General features: G+C 64.1%; 17 protein-coding genes. 11 read left to right on the forward strand and 6 right to left on the reverse strand.

Features of this window, described 5'->3' with window-relative positions; genetic code table 11:
* Positions 1–16 precede the first annotated feature (16 nt).
* From tilS to serA, 7 genes are all read left to right on the forward strand, one after another.
* Entirely contained in the window at positions 17–1291 is a 1275-nt protein-coding gene (tilS, locus tag AC1Q6Z_RS02280; RefSeq protein WP_492646588.1) for a tRNA lysidine(34) synthetase TilS, read from the forward strand.
* A gap of 190 nt (positions 1292–1481) precedes the next feature.
* The gene (gene ftsH / locus AC1Q6Z_RS02285; RefSeq protein WP_256121001.1) at positions 1482–3404 is read left to right on the forward strand and encodes an ATP-dependent zinc metalloprotease FtsH; all 1923 of its coding nucleotides are present in this window, start codon (positions 1482–1484) and stop codon (positions 3402–3404) included.
* Positions 3405–3689: 285 nt separating this feature from the next.
* The gene (gene glmM, locus AC1Q6Z_RS02290) at positions 3690–5042 is read left to right on the forward strand and encodes a phosphoglucosamine mutase (protein ID WP_319321071.1); all 1353 of its coding nucleotides are present in this window, start codon (positions 3690–3692) and stop codon (positions 5040–5042) included.
* 255 nt (positions 5043–5297) lie between these two features.
* A complete protein-coding gene (locus AC1Q6Z_RS02295; protein WP_439615967.1) occupies positions 5298–6131 on the forward strand; it encodes an outer membrane protein in 834 nt (277 codons plus the stop codon).
* A gap of 200 nt (positions 6132–6331) precedes the next feature.
* Positions 6332–7165, forward strand: coding sequence for an outer membrane protein (locus AC1Q6Z_RS02300; RefSeq protein ID WP_492646589.1), 834 nt, complete (start codon positions 6332–6334; stop codon positions 7163–7165).
* A gap of 178 nt (positions 7166–7343) precedes the next feature.
* The gene (locus AC1Q6Z_RS02305; protein WP_492646590.1) at positions 7344–8525 is read left to right on the forward strand and encodes a phosphoserine transaminase; all 1182 of its coding nucleotides are present in this window, start codon (positions 7344–7346) and stop codon (positions 8523–8525) included.
* Between the two features lie 134 nt (positions 8526–8659).
* Positions 8660–10255 (forward strand): phosphoglycerate dehydrogenase, encoded by a 1596-nt coding sequence (serA, locus tag AC1Q6Z_RS02310; protein WP_256121006.1) that lies wholly within the window; start codon positions 8660–8662, stop codon positions 10253–10255.
* Positions 10256–10291: 36 nt separating this feature from the next.
* On the opposite strand, the gene AC1Q6Z_RS02315 is transcribed toward serA, so the two are convergent.
* Entirely contained in the window at positions 10292–11194 is a 903-nt protein-coding gene (locus AC1Q6Z_RS02315) for a DMT family transporter (RefSeq protein ID WP_492646591.1), read from the reverse strand.
* Positions 11195–11396: 202 nt separating this feature from the next.
* On the opposite strand from AC1Q6Z_RS02315, the gene AC1Q6Z_RS02320 reads away from it, so the two are divergent.
* Together AC1Q6Z_RS02320 and AC1Q6Z_RS02325 are read left to right on the forward strand one after the other, a co-directional pair.
* Positions 11397–12692 (forward strand): adenylosuccinate synthase, encoded by a 1296-nt coding sequence (locus tag AC1Q6Z_RS02320; protein ID WP_492646592.1) that lies wholly within the window; start codon positions 11397–11399, stop codon positions 12690–12692.
* 69 nt (positions 12693–12761) lie between these two features.
* Positions 12762–14933 (forward strand): hypothetical protein, encoded by a 2172-nt coding sequence (locus AC1Q6Z_RS02325; protein WP_492646593.1) that lies wholly within the window; start codon positions 12762–12764, stop codon positions 14931–14933.
* A gap of 75 nt (positions 14934–15008) precedes the next feature.
* On the opposite strand, the gene rpoH is transcribed toward AC1Q6Z_RS02325, so the two are convergent.
* Both rpoH and AC1Q6Z_RS02335 read right to left on the reverse strand, forming a co-directional pair.
* Positions 15009–15914 (reverse strand): RNA polymerase sigma factor RpoH, encoded by a 906-nt coding sequence (gene rpoH / locus AC1Q6Z_RS02330; RefSeq protein WP_435266172.1) that lies wholly within the window; start codon positions 15912–15914, stop codon positions 15009–15011.
* A gap of 241 nt (positions 15915–16155) precedes the next feature.
* The gene (locus tag AC1Q6Z_RS02335) at positions 16156–17199 is read right to left on the reverse strand and encodes an RluA family pseudouridine synthase (RefSeq protein WP_256121011.1); all 1044 of its coding nucleotides are present in this window, start codon (positions 17197–17199) and stop codon (positions 16156–16158) included.
* A gap of 37 nt (positions 17200–17236) precedes the next feature.
* Here AC1Q6Z_RS02335 and AC1Q6Z_RS02340 point away from each other — a divergent pair, with 37 nt between their 5' ends.
* A complete protein-coding gene (locus tag AC1Q6Z_RS02340) occupies positions 17237–17623 on the forward strand; it encodes a hypothetical protein (RefSeq protein ID WP_256121012.1) in 387 nt (128 codons plus the stop codon).
* A gap of 6 nt (positions 17624–17629) precedes the next feature.
* Positions 17630–18454, forward strand: a complete 825-nt coding sequence (locus AC1Q6Z_RS02345; protein ID WP_492646594.1) for a TrmH family RNA methyltransferase — start codon at positions 17630–17632, stop codon at positions 18452–18454.
* On the opposite strand, the gene AC1Q6Z_RS02350 is transcribed toward AC1Q6Z_RS02345, so the two are convergent.
* From AC1Q6Z_RS02350 to AC1Q6Z_RS02360, 3 genes are all read right to left on the reverse strand, one after another.
* Positions 18451–18834 carry a hypothetical protein gene (locus AC1Q6Z_RS02350; protein ID WP_435266168.1) on the reverse strand — a complete coding sequence of 128 codons (384 nt, stop codon included), beginning with the start codon at positions 18832–18834 and terminating at the stop codon, positions 18451–18453. The two genes, AC1Q6Z_RS02345 and AC1Q6Z_RS02350, sit on opposite strands and share 4 nt — an antisense overlap.
* A gap of 19 nt (positions 18835–18853) precedes the next feature.
* Positions 18854–20002 (reverse strand): hypothetical protein, encoded by a 1149-nt coding sequence (locus AC1Q6Z_RS02355; RefSeq protein ID WP_492646595.1) that lies wholly within the window; start codon positions 20000–20002, stop codon positions 18854–18856.
* Positions 20003–20150: 148 nt separating this feature from the next.
* The gene (locus tag AC1Q6Z_RS02360; RefSeq protein WP_492646596.1) at positions 20151–20732 is read right to left on the reverse strand and encodes a DUF1134 domain-containing protein; all 582 of its coding nucleotides are present in this window, start codon (positions 20730–20732) and stop codon (positions 20151–20153) included.
* Positions 20733–20849 lie beyond the last annotated feature (117 nt).

Genomic DNA, 20849 nt, shown 5'->3' on the forward strand with positions numbered 1-20849 from the left:
CGACCGGGCAAACGCCGTGGCCCGCGCGGGAAATCCCCTCGCAGAGGCAGCCGGCCGTTTGCTGCAAAGTTTCAAGCGCCCCGCGCGGCTGCTGATCGCCGTTTCCGGTGGCAGCGATTCGACCGGGCTCCTCGTGGCGCTTGCCACGCTTTGCGCCACCGGGCGCTATCCGGACATCACCCTTTCCGCCTGCACCATCGACCACGATCTTCGCGCCGGCTCGGCCGAGGAGGCAAGGTGGGTCGAAGCGCTTTGCGCACGACACGGCATCGCGCATGTCACCCGCCGCTGGCACGGCGACAAACCCGCTGCCGGCCTGCAAGCCGCCGCCCGTGAAAAACGATACGACCTGCTCACCGAGGCCGCCATCGAAATGGGCGCGGACGCAATCCTCGCCGCCCATAACAGCGATGACCAGAACGAAACGGTTGCGATGCGCGCCGCGCGTGCGCCTGAGGGCATCGGCCTTTCCGGCATGGCGGATGCCGTTTTGCTGAACGGCTCTGTATGGCTGTTGCGGCCGTTCCTCTTGGTGGAACGGGCCGTTATCAGGGCGTTTCTCGTCGCTCATGGCGAGAGTTGGCTCGACGACCCGAGCAACGACAATCCCCGTTTCGAACGGGTGCGCCTGCGCCAAAGGGGCGAGGCGCCAGAACAGGCCAACGATGACAGGGCGTTGCATTCTGAGCGCGCGGCGGGCTTTCTCGCCGGAAATGTTCGAGCCGGCGAGGCCTTCGTCGCGATGGAATCGGCCGCGATCGATATCGTCCTGGCCGATCCGTCGGCATGGCGCGGCCTGCTGCTATTGGCGGCGACGGTGGGAGGTCGGGTGCATGCGCTGGAGGCAGCGTCGGCCGAGCGCTTGCGGGCCTTTCTCGCCAGCGGCACACTGTCGCGGCTGACCGCCGGCCGCGTGGTCTTCGACCGCCGCCGCGAGGATTTGTTCCTCTATCGCGAATATCGCGGAATCGAGCGCGCCGTGCTCCCGGCAGGGGAGGCTGCCATGTGGGACGGCAGGTTCCGCGTGACCAACCGGAGCGGCCAGACGATCGTGGTGTCGCCGGCCGGTGAAACCGATGGCACCGGCCTTCGCGGACCGGCTCTGCGCGCCAGCCGTGCCATGCTATGCCTGAATTTCGAGCAGGGCGGGGTGGTGCCTGCGGAGGAAGCGGTAATCGAGCGGCAGATCGCGCCCTATGCCCGTTTCCTGCCGCGTTTCGATCTGCCGCTTGCCAATGCGCTCGCGGCAATTTTCGGGCGCCCGGCGTTTTCGTCTCCGCCTAACGAATGAAGGCGCGGGCGAAAGCGTTGTGCTAAAGTATCGATGACTGTCGATGCCGAAGCTTCTCCGGCGTTGACGATATTATGAGAAAAGCCCCGGGGGCGCGCGCTTTGCCTTGGCAAGGCCGCACGGCGACCCTATGTTAGGCATCAAAGAAGCGGCCGGGAGACCCCGGCCGGGAAAGTGCCCGGAAAGTTCGATGAATCCCAATTTCCGAAACTTCGCCCTGTGGGCGATCATCGCCCTCCTGCTGATCGCGCTGTTCAGCATGTTCCAGACGAGCCCGGCGCAGACCGGCTCGCGGGAAATCCCCTATTCGCAGTTCCTCAAAGAGGTCGACTCGAGCCGGGTGAAGGAAGTCGTCATCACCGGCGAGAAGATTGTCGGCAGCTATGTCGAGACCGGCGCGACCTTCCAGACCTATGCGCCGACCGGCGACAACTCGCTCGTCCAGCGCCTGGAGGCGAAGAACGTCGTCGTCAGCGCACGGCCGGAGACGGACGGTTCGTCCGGGTTCCTGAGCTATATCGGCACATTGCTGCCGATGCTTCTGATCCTCGGCGTCTGGCTGTTCTTCATGCGCCAGATGCAGGGTGGCTCGCGTGGCGCCATGGGTTTCGGCAAGTCGAAGGCCAAGCTTTTGACCGAAGCGCATGGCCGCGTCACCTTTGCTGATGTCGCCGGCGTCGATGAAGCCAAGCAGGACCTCGAGGAAATCGTCGAATTCCTGCGCGACCCGCAGAAATTCCAGCGCCTCGGTGGCCGCATTCCGCGCGGCGTGCTGCTCGTCGGCCCGCCCGGTACCGGTAAGACGCTGCTCGCACGTTCCGTCGCGGGCGAGGCGAACGTGCCCTTCTTCACCATTTCCGGTTCGGACTTCGTCGAAATGTTCGTCGGTGTCGGTGCATCCCGTGTGCGCGACATGTTCGAGCAGGCGAAGAAGAACGCACCCTGCATCATCTTCATCGACGAAATCGATGCCGTCGGCCGTCATCGCGGCGCCGGTCTCGGCGGCGGCAATGACGAACGCGAGCAGACGCTGAACCAGCTCCTTGTCGAGATGGACGGCTTTGAAGCGAACGAAGGCATCATCCTGATCGCTGCGACCAACCGTCCGGACGTTCTCGACCCGGCGCTGCTGCGTCCGGGCCGTTTCGACCGCCAGGTCGTCGTGCCGAACCCGGATATCGTCGGCCGCGAGCGCATCCTCAAGGTGCATGTGCGCAACGTGCCGCTCGCGCCGAACGTCGACCTCAAGATCCTTGCCCGCGGTACGCCCGGCTTCTCCGGTGCCGACCTGATGAACCTCGTCAACGAATCTGCCCTGATGGCCGCGCGTCGCAACAAGCGCCTCGTCACCATGCAGGAGTTCGAGGACGCCAAGGACAAGATCATGATGGGCGCAGAGCGCCGCTCCTCCGCGATGACCGAGGCGGAGAAGAAGCTGACGGCCTATCACGAGGCCGGCCATGCCATCGTCGCGCTCAAGGTTCCGCTCGCCGATCCGTTGCACAAGGCGACGATCATTCCGCGCGGCCGTGCACTCGGCATGGTCATGCAGTTGCCGGAAGGCGACCGCTACTCGATGAGCTACAAGTGGATGGTCTCGCGCCTCGCCATCATGATGGGCGGTCGCGTTGCCGAGGAAATCACCTTCGGCAAGGACAACATTACCTCCGGCGCATCCTCGGACATTGAGCAGGCGACCAAGCTCGCCCGCGCGATGGTGACCCAGTGGGGCTTCTCCGACCAGCTCGGCCAGGTCGCCTATGGTGAAAACCAGCAGGAAGTCTTCCTCGGCCATTCGGTCGCGCAGCAGAAGAACGTTTCTGAAGCGACCGCGCAGAAGATCGACAACGAGATCCGCCGCCTGATCGACGAGGCCTATTCCGAGGCCAAGCGTATCATCACCGAACAGAACCATGAATTCGTGGCGCTGGCCGAAGGCCTGCTCGAATATGAGACGCTGACGGGTGAAGAGATCAAGGCGCTGATCCGTGGCGAAAAGCCCGCGCGCGACCTCGGCGACGACACGCCGCCGCACCGCGGTTCGGCCGTGCCGAAGGCCGGCCACAAGAAGGGTGGCGAGGCGGAAGGCGGTCTCGAACCGCAGCCGCAATAAGCGATCCCATCGACCGAATTGAAAACGGCCGGAAATCCTTTTCCGGCCGTTTTCTTTAGGTAACGGGCTGTAATGAATTCTGATAGGGCGGTGGATGCTCTTTGCCGGCTTTTGTGGCAAAGAAGTATGACAGCTCTACGCCGTTTTAAGGATTAGATTACAGGGCGGAATTATTGTATTTCGGCCTTCTGCCCTGAGATGGGCGCGCGGGCGGCAGAATGGACGCTTGAGAGCCGGGCGCAGCGCTATAAGCGCAGCCCAGGCCGGCGATTTTCAGGAGAGAACATGAAACGTCGTTATTTCGGCACGGACGGTATCCGGGGACAATCCAACATCTTCCCGATGACGCCGGACCTTGCCATGCGGGTCGGCATTGCCGTGGGCACGCTCTTCCGCCGCGGCGCGCACCGCCACCGCGTGGTGATCGGCAAGGACACGCGCCTCTCCGGCTACATGCTGGAAAACGCCATGGTGGCGGGTTTCACCGCCGCCGGCATCGATGCCTTCATCCTCGGCCCGATCCCCACGCCCGCCGTCGCCATGCTGACGCGCTCGCTGCGCGCCGATATCGGCGTGATGATCTCCGCCTCGCACAACCCGTTCTATGACAACGGCATCAAGCTCTTCGGCCCGGATGGTTACAAGCTTTCCGACGAGATCGAGATGGAAATCGAGGATCTGCTCGACAAGGACATCACGGCGCAGCTCGCCAAGTCCGCCGAGATCGGCCGCGCCAAGCGCATCGACGGCGTGCATGATCGCTATATCGAACATGCCAAGCGCACCCTGCCGCGCGACGTGACGCTGAAGGGCCTGCGCGTCGCGATCGACTGCGCCAATGGCGCCGCCTACCGTGTGGCGCCGGCGGCACTCTGGGAACTGGGTGCCGACGTCGTGACGATCGGCAATGAGCCGGACGGCCTCAACATCAACCTCGAATGCGGCTCGACGCATCCGGATGCCCTGCAGCGCAAGGTGCACGAGGTGCGCGCCGATATCGGCATTGCGCTCGATGGCGACGCCGACCGCGTGCAGATCATCGACGAGAACGGCAAGATCATCGACGGCGACCAGCTGATGGCCGTCATCGCGGAAAGCTGGGCGGCCGATGGAATGCTGCGCGGCGGCGGCATCGTCGCCACCGTCATGTCGAACCTCGGGCTTGAACGGTTCCTCACCGGCAAGGGTCTTGGCCTTGAGCGCACCAAGGTCGGCGACCGCTATGTCGTCGAGCATATGCGCCAGCACGATTACAATGTCGGTGGCGAACAGTCCGGCCATATCGTGCTGTCGGATTTCGGCACGACCGGCGACGGTCTCGTCGCGGCCCTTCAGGTGCTCGCCTGCGTCAAGCGCAACGGCAAGACGGTGAGCGAGGTGTGCAACCGCTTCGAGCCGGTGCCGCAGGTGCTAAAGAACGTGCGCATCCAGGCGGGCCAGCCGCTGGAGGATGCCGCGGTGCGCCAGGCGATCGCCGATGCCGAAAGCGAGCTCGCCAAGAGCGGCCGCCTGCTCATCCGCCCCTCCGGCACCGAACCGCTGATCCGCGTCATGGCGGAGGGCGACGACCGGGCGAAGGTGGAACGCATCGTCGACGACCTGGTCGCCGTGATCGGCTCCGTGCGCAACGCCGCCTGATCCTGTTCGATTCATCTATTCTTAAGGGCCGGTGCCGATGCGCCGGCCTTTTTCTTTTTTGCCGATGAAGTTCTTTGGAAGATTACTCGAATTTTAGGTGTTGTTTACCGAATTCGTGAACGCTCGTTAACAAAGACGGTAAATGTTTGTAGTTAATCGGCCCTTAACCTTTCCTCGCCATTATCCACTCCTGATCGAGGGACTTGGAATCCGGTGTGCCGGGCATGCCAAGCAAAAGCCTATTGGAGCAAGGCCATGAGGAAAGTTTTGAGTGGCGTCGTTGCGGTCCTGCTGACGGGCACGACCGGCTACGCAGCCGATATCTACCAGCCGGAGGTCGTCGAGGCGCCGGTTCAGGAAACCATCATCGAGACGGGCGGGTGGTATCTGCGCGGCGACACGGGCTGGTCCTACAACAAGCTGCGCGGCGCGAAATACTTCCAGGGCTCCAACGACCGCGTGCGTGAATTCGACTCCACGGACCTGAAGAGCGGCTTCACGCTCGGCGGCGGTGTTGGTTACCAGATCAACGAGCACTTCCGCACGGACGTGACGCTCGACTACATGTTCAAGTCGAAGTTCAAGGGCTCGACCTCGGGCGGCTGCGGCGTTTCGCCGAACTGCACGTCGCGGGACGTCTCGTCGCTCACCGCGCTCAGCCTGCTCGCCAACGCCTATGTGGATATCGGCACCTACGGTTCGATCACGCCCTATGTCGGCGCCGGCATCGGCGGCACCTACGTGAACTGGAAGGGCCTCGACAACACCTCGTGCGACGACGGCGATCCGACGAACTGCGACCCGACCTTCCACCACCGCGGCAAGAAGAGCTGGCGCTTCACCTATGCGCTGATGGCCGGCGCCTCCGTCGACCTGACCTGCAACCTGAAGGCCGACCTCGGTTACCGCTTCCGCCATGTCACCAAGGGCAACATGTTCGGCTACAATGTCGGCGGCGGTCCGGGCCGCGACAAGGGCTTCTACAGCCACGAGGCGCGCGCTGGCCTGCGTTACTCCTTCAACGGCTGCGAACAGCAGGCCTATATTCCGCCGGTCGACATCCCGGTCGAGCAGCCGGTCTACAAATAAGCGGCATCACGCCAAACCTCTTCTAAAGGCCGCCCTTCGGGGCGGCCTTTTGTTTTGCCGATCGCCTGGAAAACCGGCCACTTAACCGTTTCTTCATTCCTTAAGATTTATGGTTAACCAACGGTGTAAGGCGGCCCCCGATGCGTGGCCTAGCACCCTCCACGCAACCGCCGGCCGTGCCGGCCTCAAGGGATGAGACCATGTTTCGTCGTATTGCACCGCTTGGCATCGCCGTTCTTGCCGGCCTCATCGCGACGAGCGCGCCGGCGAGCGACCTCGACATCATCAACGCGCCGGAAATCGACGTGTCCGAGAGTGGCGTGGCGGAAGGCTGGTATATCCGCGGCGATCTCGGTTATGCCGGCTGGGTCAACCATGACAAGCCGGACTACCGGATCGAGGCGTTCGGATCGACCTTTGCCGAGGGCGACTTCGACGATGCGCGCTTCTCCAAGCCGGTCTCCTACGGCGTCGGTATGGGCTACCAGTTCAACAATTTCCTGCGCGCCGATCTGACGACGGATTTCTTCAGCGGTTCGCTGCGCGGCGGTTCGGACATCGATTCGCCCTGCATCACGGCGCCGGCCGGCACGACCTGCCGCCTCGGCCAGAAGGCGGACTACAACGCTGCGCATCTCCTCGCCAACGGCTATGTGGACCTCGGCACCTATGCCGGCATCACGCCCTATGTCGGCGCCGGCGCGGGCGTGACCTACATGAACTGGGACAGCTTCCGGGCCAAGGCAAACTGCGAAAACGGCACGGGTTCCTGCGGCGGGCAGACCTTCGAAGAGCTCCGGGTGAAGGGCGGCGACAGCTGGCGCTTCACCTATGCGCTGATGGCGGGCGCCTCGGTCGATCTCACCAACCGCGTGAAGCTCGACCTCGGCTACCGCTTCACCGACATGGCGGGCGGCAAGATGTTTGGCGGCAGCACCGACGTGCCGGGCGTCGGCACGGTGAGCGCCCGCGGGCGTGACGACGGCTTCCAGAAGCACGAGATCCGCGCCGGCATTCGCGTTACCACCTGGTAATATCCATCCCATTGGTTTCTGGAGCGGCGCGTCGGGCAACCGGCGCGCCGTTTCCATTGCGCCGGATTATTTTTCGTTCGCGACATAATCCGCTTGACTTCAAAAGGTCTCTTCCATATTCACGGCGGCGGGACACTCCTCCCCAACGAGGAGCTATCTATCTGGAAGGATAGCAATCATGACGAAGACCGTCGCCGCTCCGGACGTGCGTCCGAACAACACCCATTTTTCTTCTGGCCCTTGCTCGAAGCGCCCCAACTGGTCGCTCGAAGCGCTTTCCGATGCCGCGCTCGGTCGTTCGCACCGCGCCAAGGTCGGCAAGACCAAGCTCAAGCAGGCCATCGACCTCACCCGTGAAATCCTGGAAGTGCCGGCGGATTACCGCATCGGCATCGTGCCGGCCTCCGATACCGGCGCCGTCGAGATGGCGCTGTGGTCGCTGCTCGGCCCGCGCGGCGTCGACATGGTCGCCTGGGAAAGCTTCGGCTCGGGCTGGGTTTCCGACGTGGTAAAGGAGCTGAAGCTCCCCGATACCCGCAAGATCACGGCCGATTACGGCCTGCTGCCCGACCTTTCCACGATCGATTTCGACCGTGACGTGGTCTTCACCTGGAACGGCACCACCTCTGGCGTGCGCGTCGCCAATGCGAACTTCATTCCCGCGGACCGTAAGGGTCTGACCATCTGCGACGCGACTTCGGCCGCGTTTGCCCAGAACCTCGATTTCGCCAAGCTCGACGTCGTCACCTTCTCCTGGCAGAAGGTGCTGGGCGGCGAGGGCGCGCATGGCGTCATCATCCTGTCGCCGCGGGCCGTCGAGCGTCTCGAAAGCTACACGCCTTCCTGGCCGATGCCGAAGATCTTCCGCATGACCAAGGGCGGCAAGATCATCGAGGGTATCTTCCAGGGCGAGACGATCAACACGCCCTCCATGCTCTGCGTCGAAGACTATATCGATGCACTCCTCTGGGCCAAGGAGATCGGCGGCCTCAAGGCGCTGATGGCGCGCGCTGATGCGAATGCCAAGGTGATCTTCGACTTCGTCGAGGCCAACGACTGGATTGCCAACCTGGCGAAAAAGCCGGAAACGCGCTCCAACACCTCGGTCTGCCTGACCATCGCCGACAAGGACGTGGCAGCGCTCGACGCCGATGCACAGGCCGCCTTTGCCAAGGGTCTCGTCGCCCTGCTCGAAAAGCAGGGTGTCGCCTATGACATCGGCGCTTACCGCGATGCCCCGTCGGGCCTGCGCATCTGGGCCGGTGCGACCATCGATACCGCGGACCTCGAAGCGCTGATGCCGTGGCTGACGTGGGCTTTCGAGACCCAGAAGGCGACGCTTGCCAAGGCTGCGGCCTGATTTTTTCGCGACCGGCTTCGTCCTTCGGGCGAAGCCACCTTTGATCTCATCTCCCTTTATTTACCGCAATTCCGGACGGAAAACCGCTTCACACTTTTCCTGGAATTGCTTCACCCAATTGAAGGAGGCCTCCCATGGCACCTCGCGTACTCGTATCCGATGAACTGTCGGAAACCGCCGTCCAGATCTTTCGCGATCGCGGCGTCGATGTCGATTTCCAGCCGCAGCTCGGCAAGGACAAGGACAAGCTCGCCGAGATCATCGGCAACTATGACGGCCTCGCCATCCGCTCCGCCACCAAGGCGACGGAAAAGCTGATCGCGGCGGCGACCAACCTCAAGGTCATCGGCCGCGCCGGCATCGGCGTCGACAACGTCGATATCCCGGCCGCCTCGCGCCGCGGCATCATCGTCATGAACACGCCCTTCGGCAATTCGATCACCACGGCGGAACACGCGATCGCCCTGATGTTCGCCGTCGCCCGCCAGCTTCCCGCCGCCGACACCTCCACGCAGGCCGGCAAGTGGGAGAAGTCGAAATTCATGGGCGTCGAGATCACCGGCAAGACGCTCGGCGTCATCGGCGCCGGCAATATCGGCTCGATCGTCTGCTCGCGCGCCATTGGCCTCAAGATGCACGTCATCGCCTATGACCCGTTCCTCTCAAAGGAGCGCGCCGAGGAAATGGGCGTGAAGAAGGTCGAGCTCGACGAACTGTTCGCCGAGGCCGATTTCATCACCATGCACGTGCCGCTGACGGACAAGACCCGCAACATCATCGATGCGGCGGCGATCGCCAAGATGAAGGACGGCGTGCGCATCGTGAACTGCGCCCGCGGCGGCCTCGTCGTCGAGGCGGATCTCGCCGAAGCGCTGAAGTCCGGCAAGGTCGCCGGCGCCGGCTTCGACGTCTTCGAAGTCGAACCCGCCAAGGAAAGCCCGCTCTTCGGCCTGCCGAACGTCGTCTGCACGCCGCATCTCGGCGCCTCGACCACGGAAGCGCAGGAGAATGTCGCCCTGCAGGTCGCCGAACAGATGTCGGATTACCTGGTGCGTGGTGCCGTTTCCAACGCCATCAACATGCCATCGATCACCGCCGAGGAAGCGCCGATCCTGAAGCCGTTCATCCGGCTTGCCGACGTGCTCGGCGCCTTCGTCGGCCAGGTCACGGAAAGCGCGATCAAGGAAATCGAGATCCTCTACGACGGCGCGACCGCGACGATGAACACCAAGGCGCTGACTAGTGCTGCACTTGCCGGTCTCATCCGCACCCAGGTTTCCGACGTCAACATGGTTTCGGCGCCGGTCATGATCAAGGAAAAGGGCGTCATCCTGTCCGAGGTCAAGCGCGACAAGTCGGGCGTCTTCGACGGCTACATCCGCCTGACCGTCAAGACGGAGAACCAGACGCGGTCGATCGCCGGCACCGTCTTCTCCGATGGCAAGCCGCGGTTCATCCAGATCAAGGGCATCAACCTCGACGCTGATGTGGGCAACCACATGGTCTACATCACCAACACGGACGTTCCCGGCATGATCGGCTTCATCGGCACGACGCTCGGTGCGGCCGGCGTCAACATTGCGAACTTCCAGCTTGGCCGCGACAAGCAGGGCGGCGATGCGATCGCGCTGCTCTATGTCGATGCCGCCCTCTCCGACGATGTGCTGAACAAGCTGCGCACCAACGACGCGATCCGCCAGGTCAAGTCGCTGGTCTTCAACGTCGACTAAACTTCGTCCTCCCAAGACGAAAAGAAACCCGCCGGCTCATCCGGCGGGTTTTTTGTTGTCCTTCGGCCGGCCCCACTCGGCAATGGCGATGCCGCCGAGCACGAGGAGGAGGGCGACGACGTGGAAGGAGTAGAGCGTCTCGCCGATCAGCAGCACGGAGAGAATGGTGCCGAAGACGGGGATGGCGTTGATGAAGAGGCCGGCCCGGTTGGCGCCGATCATCTCGACGCCGCGCACGTAGAGAACCTGCGAGAGCAGCGACGGGAAAATGCCGGCATAGAGCACGATCGCCCAGCCGGTCGTATCCGGGAAGATCGCAGCACCACGCGACAGTTCCCAGAAGAACAGCGGGATGGCGCTCAAGAGCGCGCCGAAGGCGGGGGCGGCAATGAAACTCTGCCAGTGCAACTCCGGCTTCCAGCGCAGCGACACGGTATAGGCCGCGTAGACGATGGCCGCGCAGAGCATCAGCGCATCGCCGAAGTTGAATTCCAGCTCCGCCAGTGCCGAGAATTCGCCATGAGCGGCTGTTACAAGCACGCCGATGAGCGTGACGCTGAAGCCGACGATCTGGGCGATGGAGGCCTGGATGCGGAACAGCACGAAGTTGAAGACGAAGATCAGCATGGGAATGCCGGCCTGCTCGATGACGGCATTGATGGCGCTGGTATAGCCCAGCGCGGTATAGAGCAGGGCATTGAAGGCCGTGAAGCCGAAAATGCCGTAGAGCAGAAGCTGGAGCCAGTGCTTGCGGATCATCGGCCAGTCGCGCTTCACCTGCGGCATCATGAAGGCGAGGATGATGATGAGCGCGACGATCCAGCGATAGGTCGTCAGCACCATCGGGCTGACATGGCCGACCGCCAGTTTGCCCGCCACCGAGTTCGCGCCCCAGAAAAGGGCGGTGACGCTGAGATAGAAATAGGCTCTGCTGTTCAAGGCGGGGTGATCCGGACGGTGGAGGGAAGGGCGCGGGGTGCGTCGGCAGGCGGCCCACATAAGGCGAAAAAGCGCGGAATGTCATGTAAAAAGCGGATTGTGGCCGTCATAACAGGGTCGCATTCCCAAAGACAACACAGTATAGATGCGCGGGTTTGTGTCAGGCACGCGGCTATCCGCTTGCGAATACGGGAAAGATGAAATGACGAACGTCGTGGTGGTCGGATCGCAATGGGGTGACGAAGGCAAGGGCAAGATTGTCGACTGGCTTTCCGAACGCGCGGATGTCATCGTCCGCTATCAGGGCGGCCACAATGCGGGTCATACCCTGGTTATCGATGGCGTGAGCTACAAGCTGGCTCTGCTGCCGTCCGGCCTCGTGCGCGGCAAGCTCAGCGTCATCGGCAACGGCGTCGTCGTCGATCCCCACCACTTCGTCGCCGAAATCGAGAAGTTGCGCGCCCAGGGCGTGAACATCACGCCGGAGATCCTGCGCATCGCCGACAATGCCCCGCTCATCCTGTCGCTGCACCGTGACCTGGACGGTTTCCGCGAAGATGCCGCCTCCAACAGCGGCACGAAGATCGGCACGACACGGCGCGGCATTGGCCCGGCCTATGAAGACAAGGTCGGCCGTCGCGCCATCCGCGCCATCGATCTGGCCGACAGGCAAGCGCTGCCGGCGAAGATCGACCGGCTGCTGACCCATCACAATGCGCTGCGGCGCGGCCTCGGCTTGCCGGAAATCTCGGTGGAATCGATCGAGAAGGAACTGATGGAAGTCGCCGACCGGGTGCTGCCCTATGTCGACCAGGTCTGGCGTATTCTCGATGACCACCGCAAGGCCGGTTCCCGCATCCTTTTCGAAGGGGCGCAGGGCGCGCTGCTCGACAACGACCACGGCACCTATCCCTTCGTGACCTCGTCGAACACGGTTGCCGGACAGGCTGCCGCCGGTTCCGGCCTCGGCCCGACGGCGATCGGTTACGTTCTCGGCATCACCAAGGCCTACACGACCCGCGTCGGCGAGGGGCCGTTCCCGTGCGAACTCGATGACGAGATCGGCAAGCACCTTTCGACCGTCGGCCGCGAAGTCGGCGTGAATACCGGCCGTCCGCGCCGCTGCGGCTGGTTCGATTCGGTTCTCGTGCGCCAGACCGTGAAGACTTCGGGCATCACGGGCATCGCGCTCACCAAGCTCGACGTTCTGGATGGTCTCGACGAGTTGAAGATCTGCGTCGCCTACAAGCTTGACGGCAAGGAAATCGACTATCTTCCGGCAAGCCAGGGCCAGCAGGCCCGCGTCGAGCCGGTCTATATCACGCTCGAAGGCTGGAAGGAATCGACGGTCGGCGCGCGCAGCTGGGCGGACCTGCCGGCCCAGGCGATCAAATATGTACGACAGGTCGAAGAGTTGATCGGCGCCCCCGTCGCCCTGCTTTCGACCAGTCCGGAGCGGGAGGACACGATACTTGTGACCGACCCGTTTGAGGACTAATCTCAAGCTCAACACCAGTTCCGTGACGTATTCCAATGAGATAGCGAGCGGACACGACGGAAAGTTCTGATGGCGGATTTTGTAGCAGTCATTCGGAGGGCCGTGGACGGCCTCTCGGACAATAATGCCGAGATGCGGCAGAAGGTTTACGAGAAGGCGCGCGGTGCCGTGCGCCGGCAACTCGAATCCATGAACCCGCGCCCTTCCGATGACCTGGTGAAACGTCAGCTCGACAAGCTCGAAGCGGCGATCGACAGCGTCGAGATAGACCATGCCGAGGCGCTTCCCGCCGACGATGTCGCACCGGAACCCGTCGAGGATATCCTCCAGCCGGAGCCGGTGGCGGAAGAACCCGTTGCCGTCAACGAGCCGGAAGAGGCGGTCGCGGAAGCGGAACCGGAGCAGCACGACGAGCCGGTGGAGCATGTCCACGAGGCGCCGGTCGAGCCGGTGATCGAAGACGAGCCGGTTGCCGAAACCACCATCGAGCCCGAACCCGAGCCGGTTGTCGAGGAAGAGCGCGTCGCGGACGAGCCGCAGCCGGTTGCTGCCGAGGCGCATAGCGAGCCGTCCTGGCATGTCGAGGCCGCGCCCGCCGACGACTACGTGCCCTCCTGGCAGGAGCCGGAGCCGGATCGCCCCGTGGAAGCCGAAGCGGTGGAGACCGTCGCGGCCGTGGAGCCGGAGGCCCGGGTCTACCCGGTTCACGACGAGAAGCTACCCGAAGCCGAGCCGGTCGCGGATGCCCGCATGCCCTCGGCGGAAGCCCAGTGGAACTGGAACGAGGCCGCACCCGTCGCGGTCGATGTTGAAAAACACGAGCCGACGCCGGCGGTGGCCAGCGATCCGCTCGCCTGGGACTGGCCGGACGACAAGGCTGCCCAGCCGGACGCCGAGCGGGAAAAAACCGCCAAGACCCAGGAATGGGGCGATCTCGACGACCTTCTCGGCCATACGCCGAAGGCCGGCGTCGCCGCCGCATCCACCGTGGCGGCGGCCACCACTGCCGAGGCCACACCATCCACGCCCGCTTTCGAGCCGGCTCGTGCGCCGCAGCGCTCCTTCCGCGCCGAGCCGCGCAAGTCGCGCATCAATCTTGGCGCGCTTGCCGCCGTGATCGCGCTCATCGCCATCGTTGGCGGCGTGGGTGCCGGCTACTGGTTCAACCGCGATACCGTCAACGGCTGGGTCAACGAGCGCATCGCCTCGTTCACCGCGCCGTCGACCGAGACGCCGGCCGAGACCCAGCAGCAGACCACCGACACCGCCGAAGGCGGCCGCAACCTGCCGGCCAACACCACGCCGGCCGACACGGCCGAGACGACGGACAATGCCGCCGGCACGACCACAGCGAACACCGAGGTGGCCTCTGCCACGCCGACCGGCAACGGCAAGTTCACCCAGCGCCTGCTGACGGATGGCACCGAAGTGGACGAAGGCCCGGCGGCAGCGCTGGACGGCGCAACGCCGGAAGAGGGCAAGTCGGTTGCCGCCCAGTCGACGGAAACCGCGGGCGTGGTAACCGAGGACGGCGCGGCCGCCGCGGGCACCACCGGCGCGGGCACGACCACGACGGACGGCACGACGCAGACGCCGGCCGGCACCACTGGCACCGGCACCGCGACCACGACGGATACGCAGACACCCGCAACCACCGGCGAGCAGCCGGCCGCCATCGGCGTCACGCAGAAAATGTTCCTCTATGAGGAGCGCCTCGGCCAGACGGCGCCGACGGCGATCGAAGGCACGGTCGCCTGGTCGAGCGCGGAAGAATCGCCGGGTGGCGAGGCCAAGGCCGAGCCGGTGGTGCGCGCGCAGATCAACGTGCCCTCCAAGGGCCTGACCGCGCTGATCACCTTCCGCCGCAACGGCGACCGATCCCTGCCGGCAAGCCATCTCGTCGAGCTCGTCTTCTCGCTGCCGGAGAATTTCGAAGGCGGCGGCATCGAGAGCGTGCAGCGCGTGGCGATGAAGCGGACCGAGCAGGACCGGGGCGATGCGCTGATCGCGGTGCCGGCGAAGATCACCGACGACTTCCACATGATCGCCCTCAACGACTTCCCGGAGGCGATCGCCAAGAATACCGAACTCCTGCGCACGCGCAGCTGGATCGATATTCCGATCACCTACCGCAACGGCCGGCGCGCGCTGATGACGCTCGACAAGGGCACGGCGGGCACGGAAGCCTTCGACACGGTGATGAAAGCCTGGACGACGCTCGGCGCGGCCGGCAGCCAGTAAGGCCGCTCGCTTCTCACAACAAAAAAGGCCCGGCATCGCTGCCGGGCCTTTTCGTTTGGATTATCGCTTCGCGCTTCAGGCGTCTTCGATGACGCGCACCGCGCGGGCCTGTTCGGCCGCATATTTCTGCACGGCTTCCTGCACCTTCTCGAAGGCGCGGACCTCGATCTGGCGCACGCGCTCGCGGCTGATGTCGAACTCGGACGACAGCTCTTCCAGCGTCACCGGATCTTCGGCGAGGCGGCGGGCCTCGAAGATGCGGCGTTCGCGGTCGTTCAGCACGCCCATGGCGCGCGCCAGCATGGCGCGGCGGGTGTCCAGCTCGTCCTGCTCGATCAGCGTCTGTTCCTGGCTGTCGTGGTCGTCGACGAGCCAATCCTGCCACTGGCCGGATTCGCCTTCGCCGGCCTTGATGGGCGCGTTGAGTGAGGCATCGCCGGTGAGGCGCTGGTTCATCGAGACGACTTCGTCTTCCGAAACCTTCAGCTTGGTCGCGATTTCCTTGACCTGGTCGGGCTTCAGGTCGCCGTCGTTGATCGCCTGGATCTTGCTTTTCATGCGGCGCAGGTTGAAGAACAGGCGCTTCTGGTTGGCAGTCGTGCCCATCTTCACCAGCGACCACGAGCGCAGGATATATTCCTGGATCGAGGCCTTGATCCACCACATGGCATAGGTCGCCAGACGGAAGCCGCGTTCCGGGTCGAACTTCTTGACGGCCTGCATCAGGCCGACATTGCCCTCGGAAACGACTTCGCCGATCGGCAGGCCGTAGCCGCGATAGCCCATGGCGATCTTGGCCACGAGCCGAAGATGGCTGGTGACGAGCTCATGCGCCGCCGTGCGGTCGCCGTGCTCCTGGTAACGCTTGGCGAGCATGTATTCCTGCTGCGGCTCAAGCATTGGAAACTTGCGGATTTCATCGAGATAGCGGTTGAGACCACCTTCTCCGGCCGTGATCGACGGCAGCGTATTGCGGGCCATTCAGCACCCCTTTCTGAAGCGGCTTCCATTCGGCAAGCCTTGGTACGGAGCACGATCCTCTGAAACCGGATCCCCGTCAGCAACCATGCTCCCCAGTGGGTCATGGCGACCCCACTGAGTGTACAGATAGGTATGGCGAAACAATGGTTCAAGCGTCCGCGAGTTTCACGGATACGTGAAAGCGGGCCGGGCGAAACGGATTTTTCGATACATTCCCAAGGTGGGGTTTTGTACCCGGAAATCAAGGCTTGGTGGTATTTTCCACTGCGCGCAGCGCCAAAATCAGTCGTTCGAGATCCTCCGGCGGCGGCGCTTCGAAATGCATGGTCTCGCCGGTGGCGGGATGCTCGAACTGCAGCATGAAGGCGTGCAGCGCCTGCCGGCGGAAACCGTTGACGACGTTGCGCGCCTCGTCCGGCAGGCGGTTCGCCTTGGTCTTGAAGGCGGCGCCATATTCCGGGTCGCCGACCAGCGGGTGGCCGATATGGGCCATGTGCACGCGGATCTGGTGCGTGCGGCCGGTTTCGAGATGGCATTCCACGAGGGAGGCGAGGCTGGTGGCGTCGGGAGTCTCCCCGTAGCGCTCGACCACTTCGTAGTGGGTGATCGCCTCGCGGGCATCGTCGGCGTCCTCGCGCTTCACCGCGCGTTTGGTGCGATCGTTGCCGCGGCCGAGCGGCGCGTCGATGGTGCCTTTCAGCTGACGCGGGCGGCCCCAGACGACCGCCTGGTAGGCGCGCTCCAGCGGGCCGGTGCGGCCGTGGTCGGCGAACTGGTCGGAGAGGTGGCGGTGCGCGGCGTCGTTCTTGGCGACGACCATGACGCCGCTTGTCTCCTTGTCGAGCCGATGCACGATGCCGGGACGGCGCACGCCGCCGATGCCGGAAAGGGTTTTGCCGCAATGGTGGATGAGCGCGTTGACCAGCGTGCCCGTCCAGTTGCCGGCGCCGGGATGCACGACGAGGCCCGCCGGCTTCACCAGCACGATCAGGTCGTCATCCTCGTAGAGCACGTCGATCGGGATGTCTTCGGCCTGTGGCTCGGGATCGCGCGGCTCTGGCAGGGCGATCTCGACGCGGTCGCCGGGGTGGACCTTGCGCTTCGGCTCGCCGACCGCCGTTCCGTTGACCAGCACGGCCCCTTCCTCGATCAGCGCCTTGATGCGGTTGCGCGAAAAATCACCGGCGAGTGTGGCCGCGAGCCAGGCGTCGATGCGTCCTTCGGCGTCTTCCGGCACCGTCAGGACTTTTCTTGTCGCCTCGGCTTCTTTAAAGGGGTCGGTCATCGTTCAACTCAGCTCATTGCCGGAAGGTCGCCTTGCCATGTCCAACATCGAAAACGACGATCAGGAAGACAAGCCGCTCGACCCGGTGATGGAAAACGTTCGTCGCAAGATGATGCGCCTGCAACTGGTCTCGGGCGGCATCATGCTTTTGATGTTCATGGCGGTGCTTGCGGCCATTGTCTACAAGATCAACACGCGCGAAAGCAAGCCGGAAGCCGCCGTCGCTGGCGGCGTTGCCGTGCCGAGCGATGCACCGGTCAAGGCGACCGCGACGCTGCCCGATGGTTTCGCCGTCTCGGCCGTGTCGCAGTCGGCCGGCCAGATCCTGTTCTACGGCGTGATGGCGGACGGCGTGCGCAAGGCCTTCCTCTTCGACATCGCGGCAAGCCGCATCGTCGCGGAGATCGACGTCAAGGGCAACTGATCCGCCATGGCGGCCGAACCGCTCCGCATAGAAGATCCAGCCGATCCGCGCATTGCCGGCTTCGTCTCGATCCGCGAGCGCGATCTCACGGGCCGCGACGGCCTGTTCATCGCCGAGGGCACGGTGGTGCTGCGCATGCTCGGCAGCGCGCGGGCGCGGCAAAACGGCTTTGCCGCCGAGGCGATCCTGCTTCTTGAAAGCCGTGTCGCCGGCGTCGCCGAGGTGCTTGCCGCCTTTCCGGAGACCGTGCCGGTCTATGTCGCTGCGGCGCCCGTCTTCGATGCGATTGCCGGCTTCAACATGCATCGCGGCGTGCTGGCGCTCGGCCGCAAGCCGGCGCAGGCGACGCCACTGCTGCCATCGCTGCAGGAAAAGAGCCTCGTGCTCGCCGGCTGCGGCCTCTCCAACCATGACAATGTCGGTTCGATCTTCCGCAATGCTGCGGCCTTCGGCGCGGATGCGGTGTTTCTCGACGAGACGAGCTGCGATCCGCTTTACCGCAAGGCGATCCGGGTTTCCGTCGGCTCCGTGCTGACGGTGCCGTTTTCGCGCGGGCTCGCTGCCGAGGCGATGCTGCGGGGCCTCGCCGAAGCAGGCTACGAGATCTGGGGTCTTTCGCCACGCGGTGCGGTTCCGGTAGGGGAAATCCCGTCAGCGCGAAAGATCGCGCTCGTGCTCGGCACGGAAGGCGAGGGGCTGCCGGAAACCATCCTGTCCTCCTTCCGCACGGCGCGTATTCCGCAACGGCCGGGACTGGACAGCCTCAATGTCGCGACGGCGAGCGGCATCGCGCTCTACCAGATCGCGCTCACCATGGGGCGTGTCGCCTAGCAGCGCACGCCGTCCCACAATTCGTTCGGCGAGCCGGTCTGATCCTGCCATTTGCCGGTGAAGCCGCTGTAATCCGGCCTGATGGTGATGAAGAGCTTGCCGGTGCCATACATGTCGCGCCAGTCGAGCCGGCGGTCGAGGCCTTTGCCGGGTGGGTCTTCCGTCAGCGTGCCGGTGCTCCGGCCGTCGCCGTCGGCGAATTCGTAGGTGCCGGTCAGCCGGCCGTCGCCTGTCAGCGATAGCACGGTGATCGCCTCGACCAGGTCGCCATTACTCCACAGCCGGCCGCAATAGCGCCCGTCGATGCTCATCGCCTGCTTGGGCGAGGGGGCGGTCGCGCCGGAAATGCCGATCACCAATGCCAGGATTGCTGCCTTCATGCCGCCCTCCGGGGACGTTTCAAGCTTCGTCGCCGCTGATCTGCTCGCGCACGCGCTGGGCGAGGCTGCGTTCGTCGCCGTCGAGCGCCGGGTCGATCGTGGCGATGAGATCGTGCACCGGCGAGCCGGCACCCTCGCGTGCCGCCGTCAGCACGATCATCTTGCTGGCGAGATCGGCCATTTCCTCGCGCAGTGCGGCGTCGTTGTCGCCGGTTTTCGCGGCGAGCAGCCGTTCCGAAAGCGCCGTGCCCTGGTTGCGCACGTCCTCTTCCAGCGCGCCGATGTCGATCGGCGGCGGTACCAGCTTTTCTGTGCGGCGGGCGGAAATGCGGCTCGTTGCGATGGTGCGGGCAAGTCCGGTGGACCGCATCGCTTTCACCGTGTCCTTGTTTTCCGCTGTCAACGTCTTCACCTTGTCGCGCAGGCGGTTGATTTCCGCGATGCGCCGTTCGATTGCATTGTCCTTGTCGGCGCTGCCGGCGAGCTCGCGCGTCAGCCGCGTTTCCAGCTGGCGCACGCGGCCCTCTTCGCGCGAAAGGCGAATTTCCAGCGATTTTGCCGCCTGGCTCGCCGTCTTGATGTCCTCGCGCAGCTTGTCGCGCTCGTCCTTGAGATTGCCGATGCGGCTCTTCAGGTTTTCCATCGCCGTGTCGCGGGTGGCGAGGTCGATCTTCATATTGTCGAGGTCCGCTTCGAGATGGTCGATGCGGCCGTGCAGGCTCTCGATGTCGGCTTCCTTGCCGCGGATCTCGCGGTCGGCGGTCGACAGCGCGGTCTTCAACTGCTCGGTCTTCATTTCCTCGCGGCGCAGCGCCGAGCGCATGTCGCCGGCCTCGATGTTCATGTCGGCGATCTGGGCGTGCAGTTCGGCGTTTTCCGTGCCGATCGCCGCCGCCTGCGCCAGCAGTTTCTCGTTGCGCACCATTTCCAGCGTGTGTTTTTCGCGCTCGCGGCGCACGCTCTGCGACAGGCGGGCGTTTTCCGCCGCATAGGCGGCGCGGGCCATGTCTTTTTGCGCCCGTACTTCCTGCGGGCTCAGCGGCATCGTGGCGCGCATGCGCTCTTCGGTGAACTTGACGACGCGTTTCTGGATGGCCGGCGCGACGAGCAGACCGGTCAGCGTGGCGGCGAGAAAGCCGAGCGCGAAGAGAAGGGCATACTCGATCACAGGTCCACTCGTTCCAAAACGGCCCAAAACGGTTCAAGCAAGCGCACTATAGCGGCTCACCCGAACTTTCACAGGGGGATGCCCGGCGAAATCAACTCTCGGTTAACCTGACGGGCGAGGGCCGCCGTTCATTCGACCAAGGGGGCGATCAGAAGGGATTCCAGGTCGGCTCGCGGGTGAGCTTCAGGTAGCCGGCATTGATGCCGATGCGGGCGCCGACGCCCGTGCGGATCGGCACGAGCACGACGTCGCGGTTGACATTGACCTGCATGCCGACGCCTGCAATGACATAGGCCGAGCCGGAAACGCCACCGTAGCGCTCATAGAGCGCATTGACGTCGGGCAGATTGTAGACGAGCATCATGGTGCGGCTGCCCTGGCCGCCCCAGTCGAGGCCGAGCGACGGGCCTTGCCAGAACACCGAATGCTGGCCGGCATTCTTGGTGTTCAGCGTGCCCTCGCCATAGGTCAGGCCCGCGACGAAGGCGCCGGACCCTTCCTGGCCGAGAATGTAGCCGTTGGGCAGGCCGTGGGATTCGAAAGCACGTTCGACCACCTTGGCAAGGCCACCCGAGGTGGAGCCGAAGAAGCCGTGGCCGGCATCGACGATTTCCTGCATGGAATATTGGCCGTTGCTCTGCTGTGCCTGAGCCGGCAAAATCCAGAAGAGCGCCAGCAGCGCCGTTGTGACGATCCTGAACGCCGTCGTGACCGTTTTTGAAACACGCATGTCCCGTTCGCCTTCCTTCATGTCTCGGCCCCGTTCCATGCAGCAATTTGATCCGATCGTCTTAACAATCGGTTTACCAAATGTGGTGTCATTATGGCTGTCTTCAATTCGGGTACG

This window comes from Shinella sp. GW835-FHT14H05 (assembly GCF_058793575.1).